This window comes from uncultured Intestinimonas sp. (genome assembly GCF_944387245.1).
Taxonomy (GTDB): Bacteria; Bacillota; Clostridia; order Oscillospirales; family Oscillospiraceae; genus Intestinimonas.
Map to the genome: position 1 here is coordinate 1 of NZ_CALXEE010000044.1, position 18,043 is coordinate 18,043.

At 63.0% G+C, this 18,043-nt stretch carries 17 protein-coding genes and 1 riboswitch; of the genes, 10 read left to right on the forward strand and 7 right to left on the reverse strand.

What is annotated here, in order from left to right; genetic code table 11:
• Positions 1-20: 20 nt before the first annotated feature.
• From pheT to Q0K15_RS07110, 3 genes are all read right to left on the reverse strand, one after another.
• Positions 21-2,711 carry a phenylalanine--tRNA ligase subunit beta gene (gene pheT, locus Q0K15_RS07100; RefSeq protein ID WP_294514490.1) on the reverse strand — a complete coding sequence of 897 codons (2,691 nt, stop codon included), beginning with the start codon at positions 2,709-2,711 and terminating at the stop codon, positions 21-23.
• 72 nt (positions 2,712-2,783) lie between these two features.
• On the reverse strand, positions 2,784-3,809 hold the full coding sequence (gene pheS, locus Q0K15_RS07105; RefSeq protein ID WP_294514493.1) for a phenylalanine--tRNA ligase subunit alpha: 1,026 nt from the start codon (positions 3,807-3,809) through the stop codon (positions 2,784-2,786).
• A gap of 27 nt (positions 3,810-3,836) precedes the next feature.
• Positions 3,837-4,196 carry an inorganic pyrophosphatase gene (locus tag Q0K15_RS07110; protein ID WP_294514497.1) on the reverse strand — a complete coding sequence of 120 codons (360 nt, stop codon included), beginning with the start codon at positions 4,194-4,196 and terminating at the stop codon, positions 3,837-3,839.
• Between the two features lie 370 nt (positions 4,197-4,566).
• Between Q0K15_RS07110 and Q0K15_RS07115 the strand changes: the two genes are divergently transcribed.
• From Q0K15_RS07115 to Q0K15_RS07150, 8 genes are all read left to right on the forward strand, one after another.
• Entirely contained in the window at positions 4,567-5,943 is a 1,377-nt protein-coding gene (locus Q0K15_RS07115) for an MATE family efflux transporter (RefSeq protein WP_294514500.1), read from the forward strand.
• Between the two features lie 25 nt (positions 5,944-5,968).
• Positions 5,969-7,504 carry an NAD(P)H-hydrate dehydratase gene (locus Q0K15_RS07120; RefSeq protein WP_294514503.1) on the forward strand — a complete coding sequence of 512 codons (1,536 nt, stop codon included), beginning with the start codon at positions 5,969-5,971 and terminating at the stop codon, positions 7,502-7,504.
• Between the two features lie 30 nt (positions 7,505-7,534).
• Positions 7,535-8,149 carry a hypothetical protein gene (locus Q0K15_RS07125; protein ID WP_294514506.1) on the forward strand — a complete coding sequence of 205 codons (615 nt, stop codon included), beginning with the start codon at positions 7,535-7,537 and terminating at the stop codon, positions 8,147-8,149.
• Positions 8,150-8,182: 33 nt separating this feature from the next.
• Positions 8,183-9,298, forward strand: coding sequence for an alanine racemase (gene alr / locus Q0K15_RS07130; protein ID WP_294514509.1), 1,116 nt, complete (start codon positions 8,183-8,185; stop codon positions 9,296-9,298).
• 195 nt (positions 9,299-9,493) lie between these two features.
• Entirely contained in the window at positions 9,494-9,859 is a 366-nt protein-coding gene (locus Q0K15_RS07135) for a type II toxin-antitoxin system PemK/MazF family toxin (protein WP_130849812.1), read from the forward strand.
• Between the two features lie 59 nt (positions 9,860-9,918).
• Positions 9,919-10,452, forward strand: coding sequence for a hypothetical protein (locus Q0K15_RS07140; RefSeq protein WP_294514515.1), 534 nt, complete (start codon positions 9,919-9,921; stop codon positions 10,450-10,452).
• A 17-nt stretch (positions 10,453-10,469) separates the two neighbouring features.
• Positions 10,470-10,745, forward strand: coding sequence for a metal-sensing transcriptional repressor (locus Q0K15_RS07145; RefSeq protein ID WP_130849814.1), 276 nt, complete (start codon positions 10,470-10,472; stop codon positions 10,743-10,745).
• Positions 10,746-10,895: 150 nt separating this feature from the next.
• Entirely contained in the window at positions 10,896-12,764 is a 1,869-nt protein-coding gene (locus Q0K15_RS07150; RefSeq protein WP_294514521.1) for a cation-translocating P-type ATPase, read from the forward strand.
• Positions 12,765-12,827: 63 nt separating this feature from the next.
• Here the strand turns inward: Q0K15_RS07150 and dinB are convergent, their stop codons facing one another.
• The 4 genes from dinB to Q0K15_RS07170 form a co-directional block, all read right to left on the reverse strand.
• The gene (gene dinB, locus Q0K15_RS07155) at positions 12,828-14,084 is read right to left on the reverse strand and encodes a DNA polymerase IV (protein ID WP_294514526.1); all 1,257 of its coding nucleotides are present in this window, start codon (positions 14,082-14,084) and stop codon (positions 12,828-12,830) included.
• Positions 14,085-14,153: 69 nt separating this feature from the next.
• Entirely contained in the window at positions 14,154-15,353 is a 1,200-nt protein-coding gene (locus Q0K15_RS07160) for a DUF2812 domain-containing protein (RefSeq protein ID WP_294514528.1), read from the reverse strand.
• Positions 15,350-15,667: a helix-turn-helix transcriptional regulator gene (locus tag Q0K15_RS07165; protein ID WP_294514531.1), complete on the reverse strand. Its 318-nt coding sequence runs from the start codon at positions 15,665-15,667 to the stop codon at positions 15,350-15,352. Before Q0K15_RS07165 ends, Q0K15_RS07160 begins: the two co-directional genes overlap by 4 nt.
• A gap of 141 nt (positions 15,668-15,808) precedes the next feature.
• Positions 15,809-16,495: an ECF transporter S component gene (locus Q0K15_RS07170; protein ID WP_294514535.1), complete on the reverse strand. Its 687-nt coding sequence runs from the start codon at positions 16,493-16,495 to the stop codon at positions 15,809-15,811.
• Between the two features lie 126 nt (positions 16,496-16,621).
• A riboswitch (FMN riboswitch) is annotated at positions 16,622-16,764 on the reverse strand.
• 163 nt (positions 16,765-16,927) lie between these two features.
• On the opposite strand from Q0K15_RS07170, the gene Q0K15_RS07175 reads away from it, so the two are divergent.
• Together Q0K15_RS07175 and Q0K15_RS07180 are read left to right on the forward strand one after the other, a co-directional pair.
• Positions 16,928-17,428, forward strand: a complete 501-nt coding sequence (locus Q0K15_RS07175) for an SLOG family protein (protein ID WP_294514538.1) — start codon at positions 16,928-16,930, stop codon at positions 17,426-17,428.
• 140 nt (positions 17,429-17,568) lie between these two features.
• Entirely contained in the window at positions 17,569-17,949 is a 381-nt protein-coding gene (locus Q0K15_RS07180) for a BlaI/MecI/CopY family transcriptional regulator (RefSeq protein ID WP_294514541.1), read from the forward strand.
• Positions 17,950-18,043: the final 94 nt, after the last annotated feature.

Consider the following 18,043-nt stretch of genomic DNA (forward strand, 5'->3'; position numbering starts at 1 on the left):
CCAAGAGGAGGCCGAGGGCTTTAGCGCAGGATAGCGCCCAGCTCCTTCTCCAGAGTCTCCAGGATGCTCTTTACGTCGGCATCGGCCTCCTCAGCGGTGAGGGAGCGGTCGTCAGCCCGGAGTACCAGATTGAAGGCCACAGACTTCTTACCCTCGGGGATACCCTTGCCCCGGTAGATGTCGAAGAGGGTAACGTCCTTCAGGAGACCCTTGGCTCCCTTGCGGATGCAGTCCTCCAGCGCGCCCACGGTGACGGCCTCGCCGCACACCACGGCGATGTCACGGGTGACGGCGGGGAACTTGGGCAGGGGGACATACTCAGGGTCGGCGCCCTTGGCGGCCATCAGATCGTTGAGCTCCAGTTCGGCGCAGTAGAACTCGGCGTCCACACCGTAGTTCTTGGATACCAGGGGGTGGATCTGGCCCAGCACGCCAATGTGGCGGGCACCCACGTACACGTCAGCGCAGCGACCGGGGTGATAGGAGGGATTGGGCACAGAGGGAACCTCGAAGCGGACGTCCTGGGCACGCAGGTCCTTCAGAATGGCCTCCACAGCTCCCTTCAGAGCGAAGAAGTCCATATCGTCGCCATAGGCGCCCATGGAGAGGACCTTGTTCTCCACAGCCAGACCGTCCTCGCCGCCGGGGAGGTAGATGCGGCCCACCTCATAGAGCTTTACGTTCTGGTTGCGGTAGTTGTAATTGCGGGTCAGGATCTCCAGCATGGAGGGGAGGACGGTGGTGCGCATGATGGAGGTGTCCTCGCCCAGGGGGTTGAGGATCTTGAAGGACTCGCGGCGGGGATCGTCGGCAGCCCAGCGGATCTTGTCATAGCAGGTGGGGGAGATGAAGGAGTAGGTGATGATCTCATCGTAGCCCATGGCCCGGCACATGCCACCCAGCTGCCGCTCGAGCTTCTCCTCCTCGGAGAAGCCGCCCAGGGTGGTCTGGCCCCGCATAAGGGTGACGGGGATGTTGTTGTAGCCGTGGAAACGGGCCACCTCCTCAGCCAGGTCGGCCATGCCGATGACGTCACCGCGCCAGGAGGGGACAGTGACCTGATCGCCTTCCACGCCGAAGTCCAGCTTCTTCAGAATGCGGACCATCTCATCGGCGGCGATATCGGTGCCCAGCAGGCCGTTGATGCGGTCGGGCTCCAGCTTGAGGACCCGGGGCTGGGGCACGTAGTTGAGAATGTCGATGGTGCCGGGAAGGACTTCGCCGGCGCCCAGCAGCTCCACCAGCTCACAGGCCCGGTCCACGGCGGGGAGGGTGTTCATGGGGTCCAGGCCCTTCTCGAACTTGGCAGAGGCCTCGGTGCGCATGCCCAGGGCCAGGGCGCCCTTGCGGATGCAGGTGCCATCGAAGCAGGCGGATTCAAAGACCACGTCGGCGGTGTCGTCCACGATCTCGCTATTCAGACCACCCATGATGCCGGCCAGGCCCACCGCCCGGTGCTCGTCAGCGATGACCAGATGGTTGGCGTTGAGCACGTGCTCCTTTCCGTCCAGAGTGGTGAGGTGTTCGCCCTCCTCGGCCCGGCGGACGATGATCTTGCCGCCCTTCACATAGCGGTAGTCGAAGGCATGCATGGGCTGGCCATACTCCAGCATGACATAGTTGGTGATGTCCACGATGTTGTTGATGGGGCGCACGCCCATGGCGCGGAGCCGCTCCCGCATCCACTTGGGGGAGGGGGCGATCTTCACGTTGCGGACCATCCGGGCGGTGTAGCGGGGCACCAGGTCGCTGGCGGGGGTCTCCACGTCCAGCAGGTCCACCAGGGAACCCTCGCCTTCGGCCTTCACCACGGGGGCGTGGAGGTTCAGGGAAACGTCATAGGTGGCAGCCACCTCCCGGGCCAGACCGATGACGGAGAGACAGTCGGGCCGGTTGGGGGTGATTTCGAACTCCACCACGGAGTCGTCTACACCGATGACGGGCTTGATGTCGTCGCCGGGCTTGCAGTCCTCATTGAGGATGAAAATGCCGTCGGGAATGCAGTGGGGAAACTCAGCCTGCTGCGCCCGCAGGTCGGTGAGGGTGCAGATGTGATCCTTCTTGGTATCCAGAGCCACCAGGTCTCCAATATGGAGGTTGGGGCAGGTGGTGGAGACAGTGCAGGTCTTGTCCCCAGCGTCCAGGGTTACGTTGTAGGTGGAGTAGGCAGTGGTGACCACTTCGGTGACCTTGGCGCAGACCACGCTGCCGAAGATCTTGTGGCCGGGCTGAATGTCAGCGGGGATGGAGGGCTTGTCCTTGTCCAGGGGGTGGTAGTCGTTGAGCAGGGCAGCGGGGTCGATGACAGCATAGGGGAAGTCGCGCTCCTCCAGGCCCAGCTCGGAGAGGCCGCACATCATGCCGTTGGAAACCTCGCCCCGGAGCTTGCCCTTCTCGATCTTCACGCCGCCGGGCAGGGTAGACTTGTGGAGGGCGGCGGGGACCAGGTCGCCCACATGGACGTTCCAGGCGCCGGTGACGATCTGGATGGGCTCGGCCTGGCCCACGTCGATCTGGCAGATCCACATGTGGTCGGAGTTGGGGTGGCGCTCCATGGAGAGGACGCGGCCCACCACCACGTTGGAGATCTCGGCGCCCAGGTCGGTGGTGATCTCCACCTTGGAGCCGGAGAGGGTCATGGCCTCGGCGAAGTCCCGGTCACCGGCGTCCACGGTGACGAACTCGCTGAGCCACTTACGAGACAGATTCATATATGAAAACTCCCTTATTGATATTGTAGGGGCGGCCTGGTGCCGCCCGGTTCGCGGACGGGGGCCGGAGACTCAGAACTGCTCCAGGAAGCGCACGTCATTTTCGAAAATGAGGCGCAGGTCGGCGATCTTGAAGCGGCGCATGGCGGTGCGCTCCAGGCCGATGCCGAAGGCCCAGCCGGAGTAGACGTTGGTGTCGATACCGGCCATCTCCAGCACCCGGGGGTGGATCATGCCGGCGCCCAGGAGCTCGATCCAGCCCTCGCCCTTACAGGTGGGGCAGCCCACGCCGCCGCACTTGTGGCACTGGACGTCCATCTCACAGGAGGGCTCGGTGAAGGGGAAGTGGTGGGGGCGGAAGCGGGTCTTGGTGCCCTCGCCGTAGAGCTTCTCCACCACGGTGTTGAGGGTGCCCTTCAGGTCGGCCATGGTGACGCCCTTGTCGATGACCATGCCCTCCACCTGGTGGAACATGGGAGAGTGGGTGGCGTCCACCTCGTCCTTCCGGTAGACCCGGCCGGGGGCGATGATGCGGATGGGCAGCTCCATGGTGTCCATGGCCCGGACCTGCATGGGGGAGGTCTGGGAGCGGAGCATCACCCGGGAGTCCTTATCGAAGTAGAAGGTGTCCGACCAGTCCCGGGAGGGGTGGCCTTCCTCGGCGTTGAGGCGGTCGAAGTTGTACTTGGCCAGCTCCACCTCGGGGCCGTCCAGCACGGTGAAGCCCATGCCGATGAAGATATCCTTGATCTCGTCCAGGGCGATATACATGGGGTGGCGGTGGCCGGCCTTGTAGGGCTTGCCGGGGATGGTCACGTCCAGGGCCTCAGCCTTCAGACGGTCCTCCAGGGCCTTGGCCTCCAGCTCCTTGCCCCGGCGCTCCAGGGCCTCCTCCAGGGCGGCCCGGACCTCGTTGGCCAGCTGACCCATGGCGGGGCGCTCCTCGGCGGAGAGCTTGCCCATCTGCTTGAGGACGGCGGTGAGCTCACCCTTCTTGCCCAGGTACTGGACCCGGAGGGCGTCTAGGGCGGCGGAGTCGCCGGCGGCCTCGAAGGCGGCCAGGGCCTGGGCGCGGATGTTTGCCAGTTGTTCTTTCATCGGTGCTTTCTTCCTTTCGGATGTTGATTATCGCGTGGAGTCGGGCCTGGGGATGAGCAGGCCCTTCATAGATGGACTGCGATTGTGAAAATCCAGGACCAGCTGGATTTCCTTCCGGGTACAGCCCAGAAGGAGTTTTACTTCGCTGTCGCGCTTTTCCAGGTCCACGGTACAGATGACGGCATTCAGAGTCTGGGCGGGGTCGGAGCCCAGCCAGACATCCACGCCCTCGCCGTCCATGGAGGAGGTCTGTGCCAGATAGCCGTAATCCAGAGGGTAGATAAGCGCGGGGAAGCGGGGATGGGCGGACCCTTGGGGGCGGTCGATGACCAGCCGGGACCGGCGGATCAGCTCATCCAGCGCGGACCAGAAATCCGGATTTTCCATGGCTGCCTCCTGATTTGGACGACAAAAAAGCCTTCCGTCCCATCAATTTGGGACGAAAGGCCAGCCTTCCGTGGTACCACCCGTATTCCCGCGCACAGCACGCGGGCACTCTCGCCCGGGTAACGGCGGGCGGGACCGTCCCTGTCTCCAGGGCCGCTCCGGGGCGAACCAAGCACGGCGTCCGCGGTCTGGCTCTCAGCCGGTGACCAGACCTCTCTTGGCGGTGGTTTCGCGCTATTTTCCCCTTCTACGCATTTACAAATGTACTTTATACCACATTTACAGGAAAATTGCAAGATAAAATTGACTCACTACCATCCAGGGACTATAATGGGGGACAGTTCAGCGCAAAAAGAGAGGAGGCGGGAGCGTGAAACAGGACCGGCGGGCGCTGCTGCTCTATGAGCCCAACCTTTATAAAGCCTTTCTCACCCTGGCCCTGCCCGTGTTCGGCGCCAACTTCATGAAGGCCTTCAACGAGCTGGTGGATACCTTTTTCATCGGCCAGACCGCCAACTCCGTGGCCGCCCAAGCGGGGGTGTCCATCTCCTGGCCCCTCATCAATATCTTCGCTGCCTTTCAGGTGGGCTTCGGGGTGGCCGGTGTGGCGGTGGTGAGCCAGCTTTTGGGGGCGGGACGCCGGGAGGAGGCGCGGGAGAACGCCGGTGTGCTGCTGGCGGTGGCCGTCCTCTTCGGTGTGGTGCTCAACGCTCTTCTCTACCTGGTGGCACCCTGGGTCATGACCTTTACCGGCGCTGTCGGCGACGTCTTTACGTGCAGCGTCTCCTACCTGCGGGTGCGCTCCTTTGAACTGGTCTTCACCTTTATATTCGCTGCTTTTCAAGCGGTACGGCAGGCCCAGGGGGATACGGTGACCCCGGTGGTCTTGTCGGTGAGCGCCGTGCTGCTCAACATCGTGCTCACTGGGGCCTTTGTTCAGGGTCTGGGCATGGGGGTATTCGGAGCAGGTCTGGCCACGGTGCTGGGCAACGTGGCCGTGGCGCCGGTGTGCCTCTTCCTCCTCTTTTCCAAGCGGCAGGCCCTCCACCTGGAGTGGGGCCGCCTCACCCTCTCCTGGCCGATCCTCTTCCGTTTGACACGCATCGCCGCCCCGGCGGCCTTCAGTCAGGCGCTGAGCTCTTTGGGCTTCCTGGTGCTCCAGACCGTCATCCTCAGCTATGGCGAAGCGGTGACGGCGGCCTTCAGCATCGGCAACAAGATCTCCAACATCCTGCTCATGCCGGTGCTGGCTCTGGGCTCGGTGCTGGCGGCCTATGTGGGCCAGAACATCGGTGCCGGGAACGGCGCCCGGGCCCGGCAGGCCTACCGGGTGAGCCGGAACATCGGTTTTGTCATCGCAGTGGTGGGGAGTCTGATCCTGCTGCCCTTCCGGGTGGAGTTGGTGGCCCTTTTGAGCAACGACGCCGCCACCCGAATCGCCGCCGTGGAGTACATGTTCTGGGTGCTTCTCACCCAGCCCCTTATGTCTCTCTTCCAGAATTATCTTGGGGTATTCAACGGCTCTGGCAAGACCATCTACGCATTCTGGATGTCCACTGCCCGGCTCTGGCTGGTACGGCTCCCCCTCATTATGTTTTTCAAGCATTTTACCGCCGTGGGCAGCACTGGTGTCTGGTACGCCATGGTGCTGAGCAATTTTATCATCCTGTTCCTGGGCGCCTTCCTGTACCGCAGGGTGGACTTTACCCCCTGCCGGGCGGTGATGGAGGAGGAACAGGCGGCATGAGAGAATTTGTAGGAGGAATCGATTTATGAAGATCGCCACATCGGAGCAGATGCGGGGACTGGACCGGGCCGCCATCCGGGAGAGGGGGATTCCCTCTTTACAGCTCATGGACCGGGCTGCCGCAGCTGTGGTGGAGCGCTGTCTGGAGCGGATGGCGGGGAAGGAAAAAAGAAGGGTGGCCGTTTTCTGCGGCGCCGGCAACAACGGCGGCGACGGTGTAGCCGCCGCCCGGCAGCTAATGGAGGCCGGTGTGGAGGTCCGCTGTTTCCTGGTGGGCCGACGGGACAAGATGACGCCGGACTGCCGGGAGATGGAAGCCCATTTAGAGGCAGCAGGTGGAAAGCTGGAGGACTTTACAGCTGATCCCGCCTTTGCAGCCTGGTGCCTGGGCTGTGATCTGATGGTGGACGCCCTCTTCGGTATTGGTCTCAATACTGAGCTGCGGGGAGACGCCTATACCGCTGTGCAGATGATGAACACCTGCTCGGTGCCGGTGGTGTCGGTAGATATCGCCAGTGGTGTGGAGGCAGATACTAGCCGGGTATTGGGCTGCGCAGTAGAGGCGGCAGAGACCGTTACCTTCACACTACCCAAGGTGGGCAATCTTCTGGGGGAGGGGGGTGCCATGGCCGGTCAGCTCACCGTGGCCGACATCGGTATCCCCAATGACCTGGTCCGGAAGGTGGAGAGTCATCTCCATGCTGTCTTTCCCCAGGAGCTCCGGCTGCCTCGCCGGGCACGGGATTCCCACAAGGGGAATTATGGTAAAGTATATATCCTTGCTGGTAGTGTGGGGTACAGCGGCGCCCCAATCCTGGCCGCCCGGGCGTCGGTGCGGTGTGGGTCCGGCCAGGTATCCTTGGGAGTGCCGGGCCCGGTGTGGCCCATTGCCGCCCAGAAGCTGGATGAAGCCATGCCCCACCCGCTCCCCGCCTCCAAGGACGGTATGCTCTCTCTGGAGGCGGCGGAAGAAGTGCTGCGGCGGCTGGAGCCCTGCGGGGTGTGCCTCATCGGTCCCGGCCTGGGCCGGGGCAACAGTGTGGGCTCGGTGGTGCGGCATCTGCTGAAGACGGTCCGGTTGCCCGTGGTGCTGGACGCCGACGGCATAAACGCCCTGGCCGGGCATATAGATGGACTGGACGTCCGTCAGGGGGAGTGTACGGTGCTCACCCCCCATGACGGCGAGTTTGCCCGGCTGGGCGGCGATCTCTCCACCGGGGACCGGCTCTCGGCGGCCCGCACCTTTGCCGCCGAGCATGGCTGTGTGCTGGTACTCAAGGGCCACCGCACCATCACGGCCTTTCCCGACGGCGAGGCCTATGTGAACACCACCGGCAACCCCGGTATGGCCAAGGGGGGCAGCGGCGATGTGCTCAGCGGCATGATTCTCTCCCTGCTGGGCCAGGGTTTCCCGCCCCGGGTGGCGGTGCCCATGGCGGTGTGTCTCCACGGCATGGCGGGGGACCTGTGCGCCGGGGAGCTGGGGGAGTACGGCATGACCCCCGGCGACATGATCGACCGGCTGCCTCTGGTGCTCAAGGGCATCACAAGAAACAGCTGAGCACCGAAAACCAGGACAGGAGGCGGAGCTGTGCGCAGAGCGGCTTGCGCACTGATGATGACCCTGTGCCTTGTGCTCTCCGGGTGCGGTGGGCAGGCCACAGATGAAGTAGACCAGCTGACCCTGGACATCCGGGGGGAGTATCTGGCTCTGGAACGGGTGACGGCCCGGATGGAGGTGGGGGCGGACTACGGACGCCGTGTGTACGCCTACACCATGGACCTGGACTGGCAGCGGGAGGGGGACACCACCGTCACCGTGACCGCGCCGGAGACGGTGGCTGGGGTCACCGCCCGGATCTCCGCCGGAGAGACCTTTCTGGAGTACGATGGCGTCAGTCTGGAAACGGGCTCACTGGATGAGAGCGGGCTCTCACCTGTAGGAGCAGGTGTTTTTCTGATGAAGGCTGCCACGGAGGGGTTTATCGCCGAGAGCGGCTTCGAGACTCTGGAGGAGCGGGACTGCCTGCGGCTCCTCTGCCGGGACCCGGAGGGGACGCCAGGGGAGGGGACGGAATGTACCCTCTGGTTTGACAGGGATACCCATGACCTGCTGCGGGGAGAAATCTCCGCAGACGGTCAGCGGATCATCGAATGTACCTTCACCTCGTTTGTCAGAGCGGAAACGCAGGGAGAAGGTACATAGAGGTTCAAATATGAATAGTGAGGCGTAAAAATCATGGACGATGCACAGAAGAGGACCTGGGCAGAGATCGACCTGGGGCGGTTGGCGCGGAACTACCATGCCCTCCGGGGGCTGATGCCGCCGGGCTGTAAGTTCCTGGGCGTGGTGAAGGCCAACGCCTACGGCCACGGCGCCGTGCCAGTGGCCAAAAAGCTGGAGGAACTGGGGGCGGACTACCTGGCTGTGGCCTGTCTGGATGAGGCACTGGAGCTGCGGAATGCGGGGATCAAACTCCCCATCCTCATCCTGGGGGTGACGCCGGCGGAGTACGCCGGTGTCCTGCTGGAGCACGACATCACCCAGGCGGTGGGGGATCTGGAGCTGGCCCAGGCCCTCTCTGCTGCCGGTGCGGCAGCGGGCCGAAAGGCCAAGGTCCACATCAAAGTGGACACCGGCATGTCCCGGCTGGGCTTTTTGTGGAGCCAGGGGGCGGAGGAGGACATCCGCCGTGTGTACGGCCTGCCCGGACTGGAGTGCGAGGGGATCTTCACCCATTTTGCCAACGCCGACGGGGACGAGGCCTACACCATGGAGCAGTTCACCCGCTTCCTGGACCTGCTGGGACACCTGGAGCGGGAGGGCGTGACCTTCCCAATTCGCCATTGCGCCGCCAGCGCCGCTGTGTTAAACTATCCCTGTACCCATTTGGATATGGTTCGGCCTGGGATTGCCCTCTACGGCCACTATCCTGCCGCCGGTATGGAGTATACCTGCCCCCTGGAGCCGGTCATGACCCTGAAGACCCGTGTGGCGGCGGTCCGCAGCCTGGTCGCCGGTACGCCGGTAAGCTATGGATGTACCCATGTGCTGAAACGGGACAGCCGCCTGGCTGTGCTGCCCGTAGGCTATGCGGATGGCTTTTTCCGCCTGTTTTCCAACCGACTGGAGGTAGAGATCAAGGGCCGGAGGGTGCCTCTGGTGGGCCGGGTGTGCATGGACATGTGCATGGCCGACGTCACCGATCTACCGGAGGCGAAGGCCGGCGACGTGGTGACCCTCTACGGCGACGAGATGCCGGTGGAGAACGGCGCCGATCTGGTGGGTACCATCCAGTACGAGCTCCTTTGTGATGTGGCACCCCGGGTGCCCCGAATCTACCTGGAGAACTGAACGGCTCTGTTCCGCCGGGCATATGCTGAAGGGGGAGGTTCCGCCGGGCAGGCGGCGGGAGGGCCCGCCGCGCTTCGATTTTAGAGACTTGGCGTATAATTCCCGCCGCCCCGTGGGAGAATCATAGTGTCGGTGTTACATAGGCCTCGGCCTTGGTGACACTGTGCACTATCTTCCAGCGGAGTGTGAGCATACGTGGACAACAGCGTAAAACGCGGCGATATTTTTTACGCCGATCTGAGCCCTGTGGTGGGAAGTGAGCAGGGGGGCGTCCGGCCGGTGCTGATCATCCAGAACAACACCGGCAACCGCCACAGCCCCACGGTCATCGCGGCCGCAATCACGTCTCAGACGGGAAAGGCCAAGCTCCCCACCCACATCGAGCTGGCCGCCATGAGCTGCGGACTGCCCAAGGATTCTGTAATCCTGCTGGAGCAGATCCGGACCCTGGACAAACGGCGGCTCCGGGAACGGATGGGCTGTCTGGATGAGAAACTGATGCACCGGGTGGACTCCGCCATTGCCGTCAGCTTTGGTCTGCATCCGGAAGAACTGGTATAAGGGACTGCCGGTCGGACGCCGGTCCGGCCGGTCCCTCTTTTTTGCTATGGAGGTTACATATGAAAACGCGCCGCAAGACCCTTCTCACCACCGCCCTCTCCGTGGGTGTCCTCACTTTGCTGCTGGGGGCTGCCGCGGGGAGCCAGACCGACCCTTTGGTCACCATGAGCTATCTCAACGACGTCAACACCCCTGCCATCCTCAAGCAGGTGGACGCCAAGCTGGACAGCCGGGAGCAGGCTCTGGTGGACAAGCTGGATGGGGTGGCCGACGCCTATGCTCAGGAGGTGGAGTCTCTCATGGGCACTTCCTCCGGCAGCGGCACCGCCCCTTCCGTTTTCTCCGTGGTGACGGTGAAGGCGGGACAGCAGCTATTGGGCTCTACCGGCTGTGAGATACTGCTGCGCAGCGGCTCCGCCACCTGCGTGGCGTCCTCAGCCCCCGGTCTGGTAGACTCTACGGACGGTTCCACTTTGGCCTCCGGCGGCGCCGTTCAGCCCAACCACCTCTATCTCATCACCGCCGACGGTAGAGGGCTCAAGGCCACCGCCGACGCCACGGTGATGGTCCGCGGCAGCTATACCATTTCCTGAGGCGGGAGGGGAAGACAATGAGACAGTGTATGGATGCGGAAAATCTTCACCGCCGTCTCAAAAAGATCATCGGACAGGTACAGGCCATTGACCGTATGGTGGATGAGGATGTCCCCTGCGAGGATGTGCTTTTACAGATCAACGCCGCCAAATCCGCGCTCCACAAGGTGGGGCAGGTGGTATTGGAAGGACACATCAACCACTGTGTCCGGGACGGCATCGAGCACGGAGACGCCGAGCAGACCATCGCCAGCTTCACCAAAGCTGTGGAGCGGTTCGCCAACATGAAATAAGACCTAGGTCCCCGGGCGGAGCTCTGCTCCTTACGGGGACCTTTTCTCTTTTCTCAAAGTACCAGCTGTCCCCTTGACAACCTATACCCCCATAGGTATAATCACACATGAAGAGAAACCATAAGGGGTATTGGTATCTGGAGGTGGCGTATGGAGCGACTGGAGAAACTTCTGGCCTGGGGCGGCGTCAAGCGGGATGTTCTCTTCCTAATCTTGTCAGCGGCGGCTCTTGGGTGCAGCATCGCGGGTGTTTCTCTCTTTCCCTTTGACATGGCTTGGGTGGCCGTCGTGCTGTGCGGTGTACCCATCATTCTCGAGGCGGTCATCGGCCTGGTGACGGCTTTTGACATCAAGGCAGATGTGCTGGTATCCATGGCCCTCATCGCGTCCGTGGCCATCGGCGAAGACTTCGCGGCGGGTGAGGTGGCCTTTATTATGCAGCTGGGGGCCCTCCTGGAGGACCTTACCGTGGCGAAAGCACGTGCGGGTATCGAGAAGCTGATTCGCCTGACGCCCCGCACTGCCCGGCGGCTGACGGACACCGGTGAGGAGATCATCCCTGCCGAGCAGGTGCGGGTGGGGGATCGGCTGCGGGTGCTCCCTGGGGAGACAGTGCCGGTGGACGGCGTCATTCGGGCGGGGCAGACCTCTATTGACCAGTCGGTGATGACCGGCGAGTCCCTGCCGGTGGACAAGAAAGTGGGAGATGAAGTCTCCAGCGGCACCGTCAACCAGTTCGGTGCCTTTGATATGGAGGCCACCAAAGTGGGAGAGGACAGCGCCATCCAGCGGATGATCCGACTGGTCCAGTCGGCGGACGCTGGGAAGGCCAAGATCGTGGGCCTAGCTGACCGCTGGGCCACCTGGGTGGTGGTGGTGGCCGTGGCGGCGGCCGGGCTTACTTGGCTTATCACCGGAGAGATCATCCGGGCGGTGACCATCCTGGTGGTCTTTTGTCCCTGTGCTTTGGTGCTGGCCACGCCCACCGCCATCATGGCGGCCATCGGAAACGCCACCCGGCACGGTTTTCTGGTACGGGAGGGGGACGCATTGGAACGGCTGGCAGGGGTGGCTGATGTGGCCTTTGACAAGACGGGTACGCTCACCCTGGGCACTCCGAAGGTGGTGGAGGTTTGTAGCTGCTCTCCCGACCATGACCGGGCCCAGGTATACGCTTGGGCGGCCAGCGCTGAGCTCCGGTCGGAGCACCCTCTGGGACGGTCGGTAGTGCGCTGCTATCAGGAACTGGGGGCAGGTGAGGCTGTCCAGCCCACGGAGTTTCGGATGCTGCCGGGCCGGGGCGTTCGGGCCGTAGTGGGGGAGAGGACCCTGACAGCGGGCAACGAGGCTCTGCTGGAGGAGAGCGGCATATCCATTCCGGATCAGGTCGGGGAACGGGCGGCGGGCTGCTTGAAAGAGGGCTGTACTGTGATCTACTTGGCGGCAGATGGTGTGCTGGCGGGCTTTCTGGCCCTGGCCGACACGCTGAGGCCGGATGCTGCCGATACCATCCGGGGTGTGCGGGAGGCCGGAGCGGAACCGGTGCTCCTCACCGGCGACCACGCCAATGCTGCCCGTCATATCGCCCAGGCCCTGGGCATTCAAACGGTCCGCTCCGGCTGCCTGCCGGAGGACAAGCTGAACTGGATCGGAGCGGAACAGGAAAAGGGACGACAGGTCTGTATGGTGGGAGATGGCATCAACGACGCGCCCGCTCTAAAAAAAGCCCAAGTGGGCATCGCCATGGGGGGTGTGGGCAGCGACATCGCCGTGGACGCCGCCGACATCGCCCTGGTCAATGACGATATCCACGCCCTGCCCCATCTGCTCGCCCTGTCCAGGCGGATGATGACCACCATCCGCTGCAATCTGACTTTTTCCATGGTTCTCAATTTCCTGGCCATCCTCTTGGCCATGACCGGTGTGCTCAACCCGGTGGTGGGCGCCCTGGTCCACAATGCCGGATCGGTGCTGGTTATCATCAACTCAGCCCTCCTGCTGCGGTGGCGTTACAAGTGAAGAAACAGCCCGCCCCCTGCACCGTGATCGATGCAGGGGGCGGGCTCGTCTGTTATGACAGGTTCAGTCACGACCGGAGCCGCCTGGAGGTGGAATGCTGCCGGCGTGACCGGCAGGGTGGTCGATGTCCTCCCCCATGGTGACGGCGGAGCGGATGGCGGCTTTGCCGAACTTGGTCCGAATGCCGTCCATGGTTCGTTCCAACTGCTCACGCCGTTCCCGACGGGGAGTGGCATTGGCGGCAAAGAGGTCCAGCTGCTCTCCGGCCTCCTCCTCGGGAATCAGGTTCTGCCCCGTGATGGTGAGGGCCCGGATGGGGGCGCTGCCACTCCAGGAGGAACGGATGAGCTCCAGAGCCGCCCGGCCGATGTCCTGGGCCGTGTAGGAGGGGGCCTCCAGCCGTGTCTGGCGGCAGATGTCCTTAAAGTTGGGGTCCCGGATGGTGACCTGAACGGTGGTGCACTTCATGGCGTGCTTGCGCAGCCGGGCGGCCACGCTATCGGAGAGGAGGGCCACGCCGGTGTGGATGTCCTTCCAGCCCACCAGGTTCCGGCGGAAGGTGATACCGTTGCCCACCGACTTGGGTGGCGGCGTCTCTCCGGCCCGGGTCACCGGGCTGTGCTCCAGGCCGGCGGCGTACTCGTAGAGCTGCCCGCCCTGCTTGCCCAGCAGTTGCTCCAGCCGCTCCCGACCGAAGGCGGCCAGGTCCCCGATGGTGTGGACGCCGTACTGGTGCAGTACCCGGGCCGATGCCCGGCCCACGAAGAGAAGGTCGGTCACCGGCAAAGGCCACACCTTTTCCGGCACGTCGGCCCTGGTGAGGACGGTGGTGGCGTCCGGTTTTTTCATGTCGCTGCCCAGCTTGGCAAAAACCTTGTTGAAGGAGACACCCACGCTGATGGTGAGTCCGGTCTCCTCCTTCACGGTGCCACGGATCTGGTCGGCGATGGCCCTGCCGTCCCCGCCGAAGAGGTGCATGGAGCCGGTGATGTCCAGCCAGCTTTCGTCGATGCCGAAGGGCTCCACCAGGTCGGTGTACCGCTCATAGATGGCGTTGACCCGCTTGGACCACAGCCGGTACTGGTCATGGTGGGCGGGGAGGAGGATGAGGTCGGGACATTTCCGCCGGGCCTGCCAGATGGTTTCCGCCGTCTTGACCTGGAATTTCTTGGCCGCCTCGTTCTTGGCCAGGATGATGCCGTGGCGGCTCTCCGGGTCGCCGCACACTGCCACGGGTTTGTCCCGCAGTTCCGGCTTGTCCCGCAGCTCCACCGAGGCGTAAAAGCCGTTGAGGTCACAGTGCAGGATAGTCCGCTCCATGTCTCCACCCCCTTTTCCCCAGTGTACCACAGGAAGTTTGGATAGTCAAACACGTGTTCGATGGAAACCTTACCCATCCCACTGGAGGAGGGCAGCCACCTGGTCCAGGTGCTCGGTCAGGTCCCGGCTGCCGGTGTAGTCCAGATAGACCACCCGGTTCCCCAGCTGGACGAAGAGCTGCTGGCCGCCGTAGTCCACGTCCTCCGCCACCACCAGCCGGTCAAAGCCCTGGGCGGACAGCTCTTCCATGGTGTAGCGCTCCGGCCGATAAGTCAGATCGTAGAGCTCATAGTCCATCAGGTCCTCCAGCAGGGGACCAGCCAGGAAGGGGAGGGTCAAGTCGTACCACTCCATCTTCAGATAGCGCCGCTCCCCGTCCACAGCGCCAGTCTGTGTCACCTCATAGATCCGGGCCAGGGGCCGGCCGTCATAGGAGACGAAGTTGTCCCGGTCAGGACCCTCGTAGCCGGAGTAATAAAAGGGTTCCGGGGTGTAGACGTTCCCTTCCAGCTCCGCCAGGGAGAGCACCGGGGTGGGGCGGTCCAGGTCGGAGAGCTCCATATCCCACCGGGTCACCCCGGCGAAATGGGCGGCGGTGAAGCCGATCTGAACGAGGGCGGCGATGGACAGCAGGAGGGTATAGCCCTGCCGCACCAGACCGGTGTGCTGCCAGTGCCGTGGCCGCTGGTGGGGGATGCCCGCCCGGAGCCGCCTACGCAGGCGGCACAGGCACCACACTCCCCAGGAGAAGTAGAGGATGAGGGCCACATCCGCAAGGATGACCAGGTTGGTATAGAGGGAGCTGAACCGGACCAGGCTTAGGACCAGGCCGAAGGAGCTGTCCAGGCGGGCCCATACCATGAAGGCCACCAGAGCCGCCATCATGGCCAGCAGGAGCCACACAAACCGGGTCAGCCTCCTGGTGAGCCGGTCCAGGGTGTAGCTCTGGGCCACCGGGTCGGTGTGGAACTCGGGGGCAACCGGGTCAGCCGTCCGGAACAGGGCCAGATAGCCGATCTTGCCCACATAGCTCCAGCCCATGTCGCCATAGTCGGAGGCCTGGGCAGGAATGGTGTTTTCGCCCTTTTCCGTAGGTTCCGCGTGGTAGCGTACCCGGGCCGGCTCGCCGGGACGAAACTGGGCAAAAAAGGTCCCGAATTTTTGGAAATGGAGCCCCCTGGCCGCCATCTCCTCCAGCCACAATTCGATGCCGTCCAGGTCCAGGAAGTCCACCGGGACCAGCCTGCGCACAATATGACGCTCCTTCATGGCCGTTCCTCCTCACTCTCGGCATCGGCTACGCAGGCGCACAGCCGAGCCACCTCCTCCTGATACCGCTGTTCTCCCGCCTCCGTGAGCCGATAGGTCCGCTTCCGACCCTCCACGGCCACCTCTGTAAGAAAACCCTCCTCCTGGAACTTGCCCAGAATGGTGTAGAGGGTGCCCGGGCCCATGTTCACCCGGCCCTTGGTCTTGTGGGAGACAAAGTCGGCCACCTCGGTGCCGCACAGGGCCTGTTTCCGGAAGGCCATGAGCACATAGAACATGGTCTCGGTGAGGGATTCCAGGGATTTTTTGCCCATGGGCGGCCTCCTTTTTAATATCGCAAATCGATATCGTATATCGATATTATAACATCGAGACACGATATCGTCAAGCAGGCAAAAGAAAACTCCCCCGGCGGTGGGCCGGGGGAGTCAAACGTAATAGGAGAGAGGTGGAATTCAGATGATGCCCCAGAGGACCAGGGCCAGCAGGACAAAGGTGGCCAGCAGCACCAGGGAGAAGAGGAGGAACCCGGCGCTGGAGCGGCGGGAGGGCTGGGCGCTGGTGGAGGGAGCCACCAGGCCGGACCGGCGCAGAGCGGTGACCACGGGCTTGTAGAGAAGGAGGGTGGCGGCCATGTTCATGCCGCCCTTGACCAGGTTGAAGGGGAGGATGATGGGCACCAGCATGGCGGCTACGGCCTCACGGGGCATACCCTGGTAGATGGGGGTGAGGAAGTAGTTCCACAGCAGCATGATCACGGTGAGGGCCACCACGCCGGAGGCCAGACCCAGCACAGCGCCGGTCATGGTGTGGCGCTTCTTGTAGATGAAGGTGGCAGTGCAGCAGAAGGCGCAGGTGGCCAGGGCGTTCATGATGAAGCCGATGATGCCGGTGTGGCTGACGGTGATCATCTCCACAAAAGCCACCACGATGGCCATGGAGGCGGCGGCCATGGGCCCGAAAACGAAGCCGCCGATGCAGATGACCACATCCTTGAAGTCAAAATCCAGGAAGCCGCTGACGCTGGGCAGCAGCTTGGACACCAGCATGACGACGAAGGCGATGGCGGAGAGCATGGCCAGGGTGGTAATGGTCTTGGTATTGGTGGCCGGACGGGCTTTGACCAGTGTGGGATCGGACATAAAAATACGCGCTCCTTCCGGACGCGGCCAAATTCCGGCCGCGCCCCATGTAAAGTAGAAAACACCCGAAAGACCCAATGCCTTCCAGGTGTTAAACACGTTACATGGGGAGAGGTGCGCGTTTGAACACATCTTCTTCCATCCAGACTTGGCGCTCTGAAGAGAGCGCGTCACTGTCGGTCCCGGAGTTCCACCGGGTCAGCCGCGCGGAAGCGCGGGTCGCGGACTGTACCGCCGATCGGGATTTTCACCCTGCCCTGAAGACATTTTTGATTCAGTTGTTTTCTCTACCTGTTATTATACATGGTCCCACCAAAAAATCAAGCACAAATTTTGAGAAACAAATGTTCGATAAGCGTTGACTTGTCCGGCGGGATATACTACAATGGCAGAGAAAAGGACGAAAAGCGGCCGAGAGGGGGGACACGCCGCGTGAAAAGAGAGACCACCTGCTGTTTTACCGGCCACCGGCCCAACAAACTCCCCTGGGGGAGCAACGAGTCCGATCCCCGGTGCGCGGACCTGAAGGCCCGGCTGAGGGCGGCTCTGGAGACGGCCTACGCCGACGGCTACCGCCACTTTCTCTGCGGCATGGCCCTGGGCTGTGACCTCTATTTCTGCGAGGCGGTACTGGACCTGCGGGACCGGCATGGAGATGTCACGGTGGAGGCCGCCGTCCCCTGTGAGGAACAGTGTACCCGGTGGCGGGAGCGGGACCGGAACCGATACTTTGCCCTGCTGGAGCGGTGTGACTACGAGACTCTGGTCCAGCACCACTATACCGCCGGGTGCATGCAGCGCCGGGACCGGTACATGGTGGACCGCTCCCAGCGCATCATCGCCGCCTATGACGGCAGGACGCTGGGGGGGACCATGTATACCCTTACCTACGCCCTGCGTCAGGGATTGGAGACCGTGATTTTAGACCTGTAACAAAAGGCCCTGCGACGGAAAATGCCGGCGCAGAGCCTTTTTCTGCATTTGCAAAAAATAACTTGACAACAAACTTCTGCAAATGTAGAATATAGCCACAGAAGGACTTCTGCAAATGCAAAATATAGGGGGCTCCTAACGTGAAGGAAAACAAACGGCTGCCGGAATCGGAACTGGACATCATGCTGGTGGTGTGGGCCGGCGGGGAAGGGGTCACCGCCCCCGCCATCCTGGAGCACCTGGAGCGGCCGCTGACAGCCAGCGCCCTCCACAGCTACCTCAAGCGGCTGGAGGAGAAGGGCTTTCTCGCCTGTACCAAGGAGGGCAAGACCAATGTCTATACCCCTTTGGTAAGCCGGGAGGACTACCAGCGCAGTGAGGGGAGGAGCATCCTCCAAAAGCTCTACGGCGGCTCTCTCTCCCGGTTTGCCGCCGCCCTCTATGACGGGGACAGGGTGGCTCCGAAGGAGGTGGCGGACCTCCAGGCCCTCCTGGACAAGCTGAAGGAGGGGGAGCGATGATGGCGGAGCTGGTGGGGCGGCTGGGGCACCTCTCCCTGACGGCGTCGGCGGTGCTGCTGCCCCTGCTGCTGCTGAGCACCCTCATCCAGAGGCG

Coding starts and splice junctions, on each gene's coding strand:
- dinB (WP_294514526.1), bottom strand. CDS start 14,084: ATGGAGCGGACTATCCTGCACTGTGACCTCAACGGCTTTTACGCCTCG.
- Q0K15_RS07120 (WP_294514503.1), top strand. CDS start 5,969: ATGAAGATCGCCACATCGGAGCAGATGCGGGGACTGGACCGGGCCGCC.
- Q0K15_RS07145 (WP_130849814.1), top strand. CDS start 10,470: ATGAGACAGTGTATGGATGCGGAAAATCTTCACCGCCGTCTCAAAAAG.
- Q0K15_RS07160 (WP_294514528.1), bottom strand. CDS start 15,353: ATGAAGGAGCGTCATATTGTGCGCAGGCTGGTCCCGGTGGACTTCCTG.
- alr (WP_294514509.1), top strand. CDS start 8,183: ATGGACGATGCACAGAAGAGGACCTGGGCAGAGATCGACCTGGGGCGG.
- Q0K15_RS07165 (WP_294514531.1), bottom strand. CDS start 15,667: ATGGGCAAAAAATCCCTGGAATCCCTCACCGAGACCATGTTCTATGTG.
- Q0K15_RS07110 (WP_294514497.1), bottom strand. CDS start 4,196: ATGGAAAATCCGGATTTCTGGTCCGCGCTGGATGAGCTGATCCGCCGG.
- Q0K15_RS07140 (WP_294514515.1), top strand. CDS start 9,919: ATGAAAACGCGCCGCAAGACCCTTCTCACCACCGCCCTCTCCGTGGGT.
- Q0K15_RS07150 (WP_294514521.1), top strand. CDS start 10,896: ATGGAGCGACTGGAGAAACTTCTGGCCTGGGGCGGCGTCAAGCGGGAT.
- pheS (WP_294514493.1), bottom strand. CDS start 3,809: ATGAAAGAACAACTGGCAAACATCCGCGCCCAGGCCCTGGCCGCCTTC.
- Q0K15_RS07170 (WP_294514535.1), bottom strand. CDS start 16,495: ATGTCCGATCCCACACTGGTCAAAGCCCGTCCGGCCACCAATACCAAG.
- pheT (WP_294514490.1), bottom strand. CDS start 2,711: ATGAATCTGTCTCGTAAGTGGCTCAGCGAGTTCGTCACCGTGGACGCC.